Below are 12748 nucleotides of genomic sequence, written 5' to 3'. Positions count from 1 at the left end.
CCGTCTTATATTTTGAAATATTTCCCTTACTTTCTATTGTGAGGAAACTCTTTCTTTGCTAGCATGAAAGTAACAAATGCAAATATAACGGGTGTGACATATGGATTATTTTTCGAAAAAACCGGACCGGTTTGATTGGACATTAACGTTAATTTTATTTCTGTTTTTCCTGATTAGCTGCGCCTCCATCTACAGTGCTCAAGGTGCCGCACAGTATGATGAAAATTTCTTAATCAAACAAGTCTTTTGGTATGTAGTGGGGGCAGCGATTATTTCTGTTGCCATTCTAATCGATGGCTATCAATATAAACGGCTTGCATGGTATCTCTATGGCTTTGGCCTATTATTGCTGATTGCGATCATTGTTGCACCGACAAGCATTGCTCCCTATCGAAACGGTGCGAAAAGCTGGTTTATTATTCATGGGCTCGGCATTCAGCCTTCGGAATTTGTAAAAACTTTTTTGATTCTTGCCTTAAGCCGGGTCATTACCCAGCATCAAGAAAAGTTTAAGGGAAAATCCCTTAAATTAGACTTCTTGTTACTTTTAAAATTGGGGATTACTACAGCAGTACCACTCGGGCTGATTATGCTTCAGCCTGACTTAGGAACCGGTCTTGTGATTTTATCGATTCTTACTGGCCTTATTTTAGTCTCAGGAATCTCATGGAAAATCATATTACCGATATACGGATCTGGGGCAGGCCTTGGAGCAGCCATTCTTTATCTCGTCGTTCAAAAACCAGAACTGCTTGTAAAATATTTAAATGTGAAAACCTATCAATTTGAACGGATCTATTCCTGGCTTGACCCGGTTAACCATAAAAGTGATTCCGGCTACCATCTAATGAAATCATTAACGGCGATTGGCTCAGGTCTGATAACGGGAAAAGGTTTTGATAAAGGTGAAGTTTACATTCCTGAGGGCCATACCGATTTCATCTTTAGTATTATTGGCGAAGAATACGGCTTTGTCGGCGGCAGTATCGTGGTAGGACTATTCTTCCTGTTGATTTACCATTTAATCAAAACATCCTTAGATACAAATGACCCGTTTAATATTTATGTCTGCATAGGAGTCATCAGCGTAATTACATTCCACGTCTTTCAAAATATTGGCATGACCATCCAAGTTCTGCCGATTACCGGCATTCCGCTTCCCTTCATCAGCTATGGAGGAAGCTCTTTAATGGGGAATATGTTTGCAATGGGCTTGGTCTATAGCATCCGTTACCATCATCGGACCTATATGTTTTCTTCCGGTGCATCAGTTGATTCCTAAAGGCAGCGACTTTACGCTGTCTTTTTCATTTATTTAGGAATGAATGTTAAATTGGTACCATATTTATTTCTTTATAGGACAATCTGGTTTAAACTATAAACATTACAATAGCGAAGGTGAATTATGAAGGATTTTATTTTCTCAATTTTAATGTTTCTATCACAGTTAGGCTATCTCGGAATTGCTTTAGGTTTAATGATTGAAATTATCCCAAGTGAGATTGTCTTGGGTTATGGCGGATATATGATTGCACAAGGCCATTTGAACTTTTTAGGAGCGGTCATTGCTGGAACCATTGGTGGAACGATAGCCCAGCTCTTTTTATATTGGGCAGGTTATTACGGCGGCCGTCCTTTCCTTGAAAAGTACGGTAAATATGTGTTAATTAAAAAGAGCCACATCGATGTTGCTGAAAGTTGGTTTCAAAAGTATGGGGCTGGTGTCATTTTTTCTGCACGCTTTATCCCCGTTGTCAGACATGCCATTTCCATTCCAGCAGGAATAGCGAAAATGCCTGTCAGCAAATTTACCCTTTACACCGTTGCGGCGGTATTGCCGTGGACCGTCTTATTTCTGTACTTAGGAAAGGTACTGAAGGAAAATTGGTCTCATATTAAAGAATATGCACAGCCCTATGTGCTTCCAATTATTATCGCAGCAATTGTTTTAGCCGCCATTTACTTTATTATCAAAAAAACAAAGAAAACCACCAAATGATGACTTGGTGGTTTTTTCTGACCGCCGAAAATCTTTCGGTAGCCGTTTATTTTGTTTGCGCTCTTTAACGATTCAATGCATTAATTTAGTGCAAAATAATTAGTTCGGTCTGTGCAACAAGTCTGTTGATTTCCGCTCCAGGCACTCCCCGCGGAAAGCGAGTGACCGGAGCGGAAATCAACAGGCCCTATTACAGGGACTATCGAGAAAATTCGTATTTAGATTTAACAAAGAAAAAAATTGCCGAGAAAAATATCCTTTCTCGACAACCTAGAAGACCACCAAATGGTCTTTATCTAATCTATGAACCCCGACGCTTTGAAAATTTTGCTTGTGCCCAGGCATCGAGTTTTTTGACATGGCCCTTTCCAAGGGTAAATCCATATAGGATAAGCAGCACAATAATTAAGGTAAACAGATCAACTTTCCTTGTTGCAATAAAGTTGATAATTCCCATTAATACTTGCGGGATCACTCCAGTCAACGCGAATAATACCGTTGCCACCTTAAACCAGAAACTGGATTGCAGACCGTACCTGGCATACAACAAGAAAAAGGTCGATGACCACGCCAGTACCTCAAGACTTACCAAAATCACCCATTTATTCTCTAATAAAAAATCCATTCCCCTATCTCCCTTCTAAAAAATAAAAAAGCCCGGAAAAATATCGTTTCCGACATTTCTCCCAGGCTTTTATCCCTCCGTGTACACCATAAGAAAAGCACAAGCACCTTGGTCAGGCACAACCTTCTTAAACGGTGCGTTTTCTCTCGGACCAGACTAGCTTGAATAAGCCACGGAACCCTAGAAAACCTTTTCCGATATGATTTGTAACCTATTTTAACACAAAAACCCAAAACCAGATACTTCCAAATTTTACTTTTTGAAATGATATGGCAGGGTCGCCACAATCACTTTCTTTTTATAAAGCAGATAGGCACGTATTAATAAACTAGATTGGTTGTGCAATATATTGTGCCAGCTTTTTTCGTAATAAATTGCGGAATTAATACGGTAACACGGTAATTATTTTCACTTGCCTTGTGTTCCACTGTATCAATAAATTTACTTAACGGATGCAGAATGCTTCGATAATGAGATTGTAAGGTGACAAGCCGGACATCCGGCTGCCATTTTTGCCATTTTTCCTCAAAGCGTTTTTCATCCTCACGATCAAAGGAAACATACACTGCAAAGATTTGGTCTGTTAACGACTTTGCATAATTAATTGAATTTTCTACAACCCGGGTAACCCCTGCCACCGGAACAATAATAACGTTCCCCTCAATCGGTATTGCAGGCTGCTGGTTATAGACACGTAATTGCTCCCCGACAGCTTCATAATGCTTATTAATCCGGTGAAATAGGAGCACAATCAGCGGCAAGAAGATAAATACAAACCAAACTTGCCCGAGCTTTGTAATAAAGAAAATCAGTAAAACAGTTAATGTAATTAAAGCACCAATCAAATTGGCAGTTAGCTTCGCCACCCAGCCAGCCGGCTTTTCGCGGACCCATTTAATAATCATCCCAGTCTGCGACAAAGTAAATGGAATAAAAACACCTACCGCATAAAGGGGAATTAAATGTTCAGTTTGCCCATGAAAGGTAATAATCAATAAAATGGATGCTATACCTAAGGAAACAATCCCATTAGAATACCCTAGACGGTCACCGCGAATCGTAAACATCCTTGGCATATATTTATCTTTTGCCAGGTTATAGGCTAACTGTGGGAAAGCAGAAAAGCCTGTATTAGCTGCTAAAACGAGGATCAGTGCAGTCGTACCCTGTACAAAAAAGTAAAGATAATTTCGCCCAAAGGTTTCTTTCGTAATTTGTGAAACAACGGTTTCCTCCACTTTTGGAGCAATCCCATAATAATAGGCTAAAAAAGTAATCCCTGAAAATAAAACGGCGAGCAACGATCCCATTAAAATAAGCGTTTTTGCCGCATTATTAGGAGCGGGATCCTTGAAATTTGGTATCGCATTGGAAATTGCCTCGACACCTGTTAACGCTGAACATCCTGACGCAAATGCTCTTAGTAATAAGAATAACGTAATTCCTTGTACCGGCGCGCCAATCGGAGCATGATGAACGGTTGGAGAAACATTTCCGGTTATTATTTTGAAAATCCCGACAACAATCAAAACAACAAGGGCAAAGACAAATAAATAGACAGGATAGGCTAAAATGGAAGCCGACTCCGTCAAGCCACGAAGATTTAAGATGGTAATCAATACAACCAACACACAAGCAATTGAGACGGTGTGTGGATGAAGTACTGGAAATGCGGATGTTATTGCATCAGTTCCAGCTGAAACACTTACAGCTACTGTCAATATGTAATCAACCAGCAGGGATCCCCCGGCGATTAACCCCGCATTCTCACCTAAGTTTTCCTTCGAAACCAAATAGGCGCCTCCACCCTGTGGGTAGCTAAATATAATTTGTCGATAAGAAATGATAAGTGCAGCTAATAAAAATAATACGCCTACTGCAATTGGAATCGAGTACCAAAAAGCTATAACACTAATGGTCGCCAAAACAAGAAGAATTTGCTCTGTTCCGTATGCAACAGAGGATAGTGCATCGGAAGAAAGAATGGCTAACGCCTTAAATATATTTAACTTTTGTTCGCCCAATGCCGCTGATTTTAACGGCCGGCCAATTAAAAATCTCTTGATAGAAGAGAGCAAGTGATTCACCCACCAGACTTGAAGTAGAGTTACCGATTGATTTTAACACAAGAGGATAGTGAATATGAAGTATTTTCTTTTCGACAAAGTCACTGAATAGATTCCAATTAACCTAAAAAAACTGTTATTGTAACCTTAGTGTTGTCGAAAAATATTAATTTATTAGGAATTATGGTTTAAAAGAAAAAAAGCTGCTGAAAGGGATTTATTTAATCCTCCAGACAACCTTTTCAATCTACATTTTGACTCCCTCAACTTCAAGGAGCTTTCTTTTAATCGGGGTGTTGCTCCCCGCATATCCAACTAAACTCCCATTCTTGCCAATTACCCTATGGCAGGGAATAATAATCGGAATTTGATTTGTCCGATTTGCTTGACCAACAGCCCTGACAGCTTTGGGATTCCCAATCATTTCAGCCACATCCGCATAGCTTCTAATTTCTCCAAACGGAATGGATTGGAGCGCTTCCCAAACCTTTTTACGAAAATCCGTACCTTCAACCGAAAGGGTCAGCTCAAATTGTTGACGATAGCCTTGAAAATACTCATCTAATTGTTTTACCGCTTCACCGCAAAGCTCCAAATCTTCTTTTAATGTAGGGTTTTCTTTTTGATAGTTCTGCCAGTCCTCTTCAAACATCTCAATTCTTTTAACACCTTTTTCATCTGCAATCACATAAAGCTTCCCTATCGGCGATTCGTAAGCTGCATAACCTAGTCTCAATTCAATCACTCCAGATAAGATACATCTATTTCTATCCATTATACAATGGATTTAAATTCCCTATACGATACTTTTGTAGCAGAGGAAATGAAAAAACGTTCCTACATAAGTAGAAACGATCTTTCAATTACCTGTTTTTCTTTTATTTACTTGCTGCTTCAATAACTCGCTTCATAGCTTGTATTTGCCCCAAATGATTGGCCTCATGGAAGGTCGCAAAATTAGCAATTTCACCGAATGATTCTAAACCAAGGAATGGGGTTGCAAGTCGTTCATTTAAGCTTTCAGCCGGAACCTCTTTAATACGATTGATTTGCTCTTTTAACTGGCTTGTTAATTCTGCTATGGACGGAACAGCACCCTGCCAATCAGCAGGTTTCGTGCCAGTTGCAAATAACGTCATATAATTCTCCGGCAGGTTAGTTGATTTTTTAGGGAACCCAAACATAAACTGCTCTGCTACCGTTAACACATGCCCAATATGCCAATGAATGGTGTTATTAAAACCTTCCGGCTGTATATCCACAATCGCTTCATCTATAGCATCAATATTTTTAAGAAAAAAGTTTCTCGTTACCTTAAAATGCTTGAATAATAATTCACTCATACCCTAGCCTCCTCGATTTTGGTCGATTCTATTTTAACCCAAAATCATCCAACTTTGAAAATCAAATGACTTACATTTCATCAGGTGCCTCAACACCTAATAGTCGTAAACCTTCTTTCAGAACGACCGTAACCGAATAAACAAGGGCTAAACGTGCTTGCTTCTCATTATTGTCCTCTAGAATTTTTACTTCTCCATAATACTTATTAAAAGCTTGGGCTAGGTCGACTACATATTTAGCGACTTGGGAAGGATCGTACTGGTTAAATGCTCTTTTGATGGCATTTGGGAACTCCATGAGCATAGTAATAACCTTCCATTCTTTTTCCCAAGAATAATCGATTCTGCTTGGCTGCCAATCGGCGGACCAATTTCCTTTTCGTAAAATGGAGCAGGCCCGAGCATGCGTATATTGAACATATGGTCCCGTTTCTCCCTCAAAACGAAGCATTTCTTCTAATGAAAACTCAATATCATTCATTCTGAAATTCTTTAAGTCGTGGAAAATAACCGCTCCCACACCAACTTGTTTCGCAACTATGTCCTTGTTCTCTAGATTTGGATTTTTCTCTTCAATATTATGACGCGCCATTGAAATCGACTCATCTAAAACCTCTTCTAATAAAACAACTTTTCCTTTTCTAGTAGACATTTTCTTTCCGTCTTTTAACATCATGCCAAATGGAATATGGACCATATTCTTTGCCCAGTCATACCCCAGTTTTCCTAAAACAGCTTTAAGTTGTTTAAAATGGAGACTTTGCTCATTCCCGACAACATATAAAGACTTATCAAAATGATAGGTTTCGTGGCGATAAAGAGCAGCAGCTAAATCACGGGTAGCATACAGCGTGGCCCCGTCTGACTTTTTAATCAGACATGGGGGCAGTTCTTCTTCGGTTAATTCCACCACTTGAGCCTGATCTGATTCTACCAGCAATTGTTGTTCCTCAAGCAGCTTTACAACACGGTCCATTTTATCATTATAAAAAGCCTCACCGTTAAAGGAGTCAAACGCAACGTTCATTAAATCATAGATTCTAGAGAATTCTTTTAGAGACTCGTCGCGGAACCATTGCCATAACTCATGCGCTTCCTTGTCACCATCTTCAAGCTTTTTAAACCAGCTTCTACCTTGGTCAACAAGGGATGGATCTTTCTCTGCCTCATCATGGAACCTAATATAAAGAGTCAATAACTCCTTAATCGGGTTTTGCTTTACCTTCTCCGCTTCTCCCCAAAGCTTATAAGCAGTAATTAATTTACCAAACTGTGTACCCCAGTCACCGAGGTGATTGATTTTCACTGGCTTATAATCGCATTTTTCAAGAATAAGGGCAAGCGAATTCCCAATAACGGTAGAGCGCAAGTGGCCCATTGAGAACGGTTTGGCGATATTTGGAGAGGACATATCAATCGGTACTTTTCCGCCATTTCCTATCGCCTGCATACCATAACGGCTTTCTAGCGTGCCGATTTCCTTAATCACTTGTTCAGAAACCTGTTGTTTATTTAAAAATATGTTTAGATAGGCGCCAATTACTTCAATTTTTTCAAAAAGTGGCGATTGAATTGTACTGCTTAGTTCCTGGGCTATTTGATTTGGTGACTTTCGTTTAACTTTTGCTAGTGTAAAGCATGGAAATGCCAAATCGCCATGTTCTTGGTTTTTTGGCTTTTCAATAAGTTGTTCGAGATCCTGAACTGAAATTTCTCCCTTTAGCGACTCAAAAAGTATTTCGGCAAGCTCTTTCTTAAAATTCACTTTAAAACCTCCAATAATTTTTATCCCAAATAAAAAACTCCCGCCTCTAAAAAAAGAGACGAGAGTTATCCCGCGGTACCACTCTAATTGTTCACAAAGAACCAGCTTACGCTTAGTAACGGAGTATTCTCCGGCATATCCTACTATTACTTCGGACGGCATCTCGAAAGTGCGCTTCATTATCTTCTCTTGGTTTCAGGCTCCCACCGCCCCTGAATCGCTTTGACCTCACAGATAACTACTCTCTTTGTCATTGATTTTCGATGTTAATTACCAGATATTATACTGGAACATTAGGGATTTTTCCAGTGGTTCTTTAGTAATTTTCCTTATAAGAGGAAATCCTAACGGAAAGGAGGGATTTTTTCATGGCTAGAAAAAATAACAAAATTCTCGTCCCGGGAGCAAGGGCCGAACTGGATGAATTAAAAGCCAGAGTTGTCAATGCCAAGAGCCCTGAGGATGCCAAATTTGAAGCGGCAGAAGAGACGGGTGTACCGTTAAAGAAAGGATATAACGGCCAGCTAACCTCCGAGCAAGCAGGAAAAGTCGGCGGCAGACTAGGCGGCAGCATGGTTCGTGAACTCGTAAAAATGGCACAGCAGAACCTTGGAAAAAAATAAACACATGTATAGAATACGATTGCTTAAATCACCGATTTTAATAGGCAATACTCTCTTCGCAGATAAAAGTGAGGTTTATGCAGATAAATCACTAGGCATCGCAGATAAAACCTAAACTATCGCAGATAAATGCTTTATAAACCACAAAGGGGGTGCCCCATATATAGGGCACCCCCTCTCATCACGCTTCCTGATGCTGTACATTTTGCCGTTTAAATTTAACAACAAAAAATGTAAGGGTTGCTGCAAGGAAAGCAATAAAGAAAATTGAAATAAACTCGATATTTTCCCACATAAAACTAAAATCGCCTGTAGAAATAATCGCCCTGAATCCTGCAATGGAGTATGTCATTGGCAGGAAGTGATTAATTTTTTGCAGAATCCTTGGAACCAATTCAATTGGATAGGTTCCGGCGCTGCTCGTTAATTGCAAGATTAAAATAATAACTGCAAGGAAGCGCCCCGGATTATCCAATACCGTTACAAGGAATTGAATAATCGCTAAAAACGTCCAGCTTGTAAAAATACTCATCATAATGAAGAACGGAACACTTTTAACCTCTAATCCAAGCCCCGCAAGAAGGACAATATCCGCAAGCAGTGCCTGCCCTACCCCGATGATTAACAAAATCCCTAATTTACCGGCAAACCAGCTAAAGCCGCTTTTCGGTTTCCTTGCAGGTTCAAACATTGGGAAGATAATCGATAACATTAAAGCCCCAACAAACAAGCTTAATGATAAGAAGTAAGGTGTAAAACCGGTACCATAGTCAGGAACATGGTTCATACGATCCTCTTTCAGTTTTACCGGTTTAGCAAACATATTATAAACACTATTGTTCGCTTTTACATCACTTGCATCTTTGGCTCCATCCTGCAATTTATTTTTTAATTCCTTTGAACCATCTGCAAGCTTTTCCATCCCACCTGTTAAATCATTAGAACCACTGGCAAGTTTGAACATACCGCTGTTTAAGCTTTTTGTGCCATCATATAATTGGCCAGTTCCTTCCGATAATTGCTTGGAACCTTCGGCAAGCTTATTCGTTCCATCTTGAAGCTTCGTTGAACCTGCAGCTAATTCATTTAGACCGGAAGAGAGATTGCTGCTTCCGTCTGTTATTTGGCTGAATCCTTTCTTCGCTTCATCCAATTTATCACCAAAGGTACCCAAACCTTTTGCCAATTGATTCTGCCCAGCTTCAAGTTGTTTCGCACCGGCAGACAATTGATTAACCCCTTCAGCAAGTTGATTTTGCCCGTTGTTCAATTTACCTGCACCAGCTGCCAACTGATCTGATGCCTGTTTTAACAGTGTTGTATTTTCAGAAAGAGCCCCTATACCGGACGTAACCTTCTGATTTCCCTCTGATAATTTTTTCAAATTCCCTTTTAAGCCTTCAAGTTTTGCCTTTTCAACCGGGTCATTTGTTTGTTCTTCCATTTGAGCTACAAAATCGATGGTTTGCTGTAATCCTGTACTAACATCAGCAGAACCTGTTTTCGCATCTTCTGCCCCGGCTTTCCATTTTTCCATGGAAGAGGAAAGTTTCGTTGCGCCATCGGCCAACTGCTGTGAACCTTTTTGCAGATCTGGAATGTTCGAAGCTGCTGAATCAAGCCCGTCTGATAATTGTTTTGCACCTGCCTGGGACTTTTTCGCTCCATTCAATAATTGATCATTTCCATCCTGCATTTGACTAAGCCCAGCATCAAACTGCTGAAGCCCGCTTTGAAGGTCCTTCGATCCAGATGATGCAGATTGTACCCCCTGTGAAAAGGTAAGGGAGTTTTTTGCAAGTATTTGTAAATTTTGTTCAATCTTATTTGCCCCGCTGTTAACCGACACTGCACCATTGGTTAATTTAGCAGCCCCGTTTTTTGCTGACCCTATCCCTGAATTCAACTCTCCGGCGCCATCTTTGGCTGTGTTTATACCTTTATGAAGGTCCTTCGCGCCATCGCTTGCCTTTTTTAATCCTTTAGCTACATCTTTGATTTGATCAAACATGGATTCGGCATAAGTTTCTGTGACAGCACCTGCCACCTCTTCTTTTATCTTTTCAATTGCCGAATCACCAATTTTAGATGAAAGATAGTTCGTTCCCTCATTCGGAGTATAAATAAGATCTAACTTTTTCGGATGATTGCTTTGTAGAGTTGTAGCATTTTTTGAAAAATCTTTTGGAATTTCGATTTTGATATAATAATCCTGTTTTTCCAAGCCTATATTTGCTTGTTTTTCACTTACAAATTTCCAGTTAAAGCTTTTCTTATCCTTTAACTTCTCTACTAAGTCATTACCAATTTCAAGCTTATCCCCATTATATACCGCACCTTTGTCATGATTGACAACAGCTACCGGCATTCGGTCTACATGGCCGTATGGGTTCCAAAACGCCCATAAGAACGTCCCACTGTAAAGCAATGGAATCGTCATGACGCCAATAATGGCAATTAGCAGTTTACGGTTATGGATAATCCCCAAAAGCTCGCTTTTCAAAGATGAGAAAGCTTTCATATCGTACCTCCTATTTGGACAAAATCCATTTTATAATTTTTGACTAAAATCCCCAATTGGTCACTCTTGAGTAAATAAAGAAGATTATCAAATTGATAATCCTTTTAATAAAAAGACCTTCATGAGCTCTGCAATTCGCTCTGAACTTAATGGTTCATGATTTTTTTCCCAATCAGAAACAAGGGCAATGTACATTTTTAAAAGCAGAAAGCTGGTCATTTCTGGGTCAGCTGCGGGAATAGCCCCCTTAGTAATGGCAATTTCAATTTTTTGCTTTAAGTAAGCAATAATTTCATCTTCCACATGCTGCAGCATTTCAGAGACCGCCAATGTTCCCATTTCCTTTTCTTCTTGAATCAATTTAATCATAAGCTGGTGCTGTGAGCGGAATTCTAATAAACGGTAAAGGGCCCGATGGACGTTCTCTGTAAAGGGCATCCCCGGCTCGATTACATCTTCTGCCTCGTCAATCATCTCTTTGACTAATGAAGAAACAATTTCTTCAAACAGCTCTTCTTTGTTTTTGAAGAAAGTATAGATGGTACCTTTCCCAACATTCGCAAGTCTCGCCACTTGATCCATCGTCGTTGCTTTATAGCCAAATAAGGAAAAAGACTTCGTTGCCGCTTCAACAATCATCTTTCTACGATCTATTGCCATACGAACCCCCTTTGACCGTTTTGGTTTTTTAGTCATTTTTTTAACAAGGTTAAATATATCATAATTAACAAGACGATTCAATATAAAAACAAGGCCTCTTTTTAAAAAAAGAGACCGATTTTTATTTCTTAATATGTGATTCTAGTTAAAAATCATACTCAGGACACTCGTTCCCTTGCTACACCCGGTTTAAATTCTTTCTCAGGAATGGTTAATAAAATAACCGCAACAATAATGAACACTCCACCCAACAATTGATATGCTCCAAACGATTCCTTTAACCAAGCGATAGAAAGGATGGCAGTCACAAGTGGTTCGATACTCGATAAAAGCCCTGTTTCGATGGCCGTTAAATATTTTAAGCTTCCAATATAGAGTAAAAAAGAAATCGTTCCACTTAAAAGAATAATAATAAGCATCGAAAATGTACTGATTGTCAATGTCTGAGCCACGTGATGAAAACTAAATTGCCTTTTTAATGACCACAGTATCACTCCGCCAAGCAGCATTCCCCAGCCAACAATTTGTAAGGTTCCCCATTGTTTAATCAAAGACTTAGGATGCAGCGTATAAAAAGCAAAGGTGACCGCTGTTAAAATCCCATAAAGAATAGCTCGTTTCGATAAAATAACATTTTCAATTGAGCCATTTGTAATCAAATAAAATGTCCCCAACACTGCAGCAACCACTGCCAATAATTGCATTGGTGCCGGAAGTTTCTTTTTCCGGGCAGCAACATAAATCGTTATGATGATGGGACCAAGAAATTGAAATAATGTAGCCGTAACCGCGTTACTCTTGTCAAGCGTTTCAATAAATGTATATTGACCGGCAAGCATCCCTATCACAGCAAAAATACATAATTGAACCCAATCCTTCGGATGCTTCCAAATTTCAAAGATATTGTGTTTAGTGAAAAGCAAAAATCCTAAAATCGTAATACCAGCAAACAGTAGCCGGACAACCAAATAATCTCCTGATGAAAGGTCTGTACGATTAAAAAGCCATTGGATCATTGGACCAGATAAACCCCAAAGGGTTGCGCCACAAATAATCATCATCAGACCAAGGTGTCTTGATGGTTTCATAAATTCTTCCTCCAGTATCGATTCATCTTGAACATAGTGGTATTATATAAAATATCTG

Annotated in this window: 10 protein-coding genes, 1 pseudogene, 1 riboswitch and 1 other annotated feature; of the genes and pseudogenes, 3 read left to right on the top strand and 8 right to left on the bottom strand. The window is 39.5% G+C overall.

Annotated features, from left to right (window positions below; translation table 11 throughout):
* Window positions 1-100: 100 nt before the first annotated feature.
* Both RCG21_RS03610 and uptA read left to right on the top strand, forming a co-directional pair.
* Window positions 101-1282 (top strand): FtsW/RodA/SpoVE family cell cycle protein, encoded by a 1182-nt coding sequence (locus RCG21_RS03610; RefSeq protein WP_133339304.1) that lies wholly within the window; start codon window positions 101-103, stop codon window positions 1280-1282.
* A gap of 120 nt (window positions 1283-1402) precedes the next feature.
* Window positions 1403-1999 (top strand): undecaprenyl phosphate transporter UptA, encoded by a 597-nt coding sequence (uptA, locus tag RCG21_RS03605; protein ID WP_308914243.1) that lies wholly within the window; start codon window positions 1403-1405, stop codon window positions 1997-1999.
* Window positions 2000-2300: 301 nt separating this feature from the next.
* Here uptA and RCG21_RS03600 read toward each other — a convergent pair whose 3' ends face one another.
* From RCG21_RS03600 to argS, 5 genes and pseudogenes are all read right to left on the bottom strand, one after another.
* Window positions 2301-2624 (bottom strand): hypothetical protein, encoded by a 324-nt coding sequence (locus tag RCG21_RS03600; protein ID WP_133339308.1) that lies wholly within the window; start codon window positions 2622-2624, stop codon window positions 2301-2303.
* Window positions 2625-2680: 56 nt separating this feature from the next.
* Window positions 2681-2819: riboswitch (guanidine-I (ykkC/yxkD leader) on the bottom strand.
* A gap of 57 nt (window positions 2820-2876) precedes the next feature.
* Window positions 2877-4702, bottom strand: a pseudogene (gene kimA, locus RCG21_RS03595) (potassium transporter KimA).
* 235 nt (window positions 4703-4937) lie between these two features.
* Window positions 4938-5426 (bottom strand): methylated-DNA--[protein]-cysteine S-methyltransferase, encoded by a 489-nt coding sequence (locus tag RCG21_RS03590; protein WP_133339312.1) that lies wholly within the window; start codon window positions 5424-5426, stop codon window positions 4938-4940.
* A gap of 142 nt (window positions 5427-5568) precedes the next feature.
* Window positions 5569-6033 carry a DinB family protein gene (locus tag RCG21_RS03585; protein ID WP_133339314.1) on the bottom strand — a complete coding sequence of 155 codons (465 nt, stop codon included), beginning with the start codon at window positions 6031-6033 and terminating at the stop codon, window positions 5569-5571.
* A gap of 70 nt (window positions 6034-6103) precedes the next feature.
* Window positions 6104-7798 carry an arginine--tRNA ligase gene (argS, locus tag RCG21_RS03580; protein WP_133339316.1) on the bottom strand — a complete coding sequence of 565 codons (1695 nt, stop codon included), beginning with the start codon at window positions 7796-7798 and terminating at the stop codon, window positions 6104-6106.
* Window positions 7799-7849: 51 nt separating this feature from the next.
* Window positions 7850-8061: a binding site (T-box leader), on the bottom strand.
* Between the two features lie 105 nt (window positions 8062-8166).
* On the opposite strand from argS, the gene RCG21_RS03575 reads away from it, so the two are divergent.
* On the top strand, window positions 8167-8421 hold the full coding sequence (locus tag RCG21_RS03575; protein ID WP_133339318.1) for an alpha/beta-type small acid-soluble spore protein: 255 nt from the start codon (window positions 8167-8169) through the stop codon (window positions 8419-8421).
* Between the two features lie 181 nt (window positions 8422-8602).
* On the opposite strand, the gene RCG21_RS03570 is transcribed toward RCG21_RS03575, so the two are convergent.
* From RCG21_RS03570 to RCG21_RS03560, 3 genes are all read right to left on the bottom strand, one after another.
* On the bottom strand, window positions 8603-10942 hold the full coding sequence (locus tag RCG21_RS03570; protein WP_133339320.1) for a YhgE/Pip domain-containing protein: 2340 nt from the start codon (window positions 10940-10942) through the stop codon (window positions 8603-8605).
* Window positions 10943-11029: 87 nt separating this feature from the next.
* Window positions 11030-11602, bottom strand: a complete 573-nt coding sequence (locus RCG21_RS03565; protein ID WP_133339322.1) for a TetR/AcrR family transcriptional regulator — start codon at window positions 11600-11602, stop codon at window positions 11030-11032.
* Window positions 11603-11760: 158 nt separating this feature from the next.
* Window positions 11761-12690, bottom strand: a complete 930-nt coding sequence (locus tag RCG21_RS03560) for a DMT family transporter (protein WP_133339324.1) — start codon at window positions 12688-12690, stop codon at window positions 11761-11763.
* Window positions 12691-12748 lie beyond the last annotated feature (58 nt).

This window comes from Bacillus salipaludis (assembly GCF_030938565.1).
Taxonomy (GTDB): Bacteria; Bacillota; Bacilli; order Bacillales; family Cytobacillaceae; genus Neobacillus; species Neobacillus salipaludis_A.
Note: the sequence above shows the minus strand (reverse complement) of the source record. Positions and strands in the feature narration are given on the sequence as shown.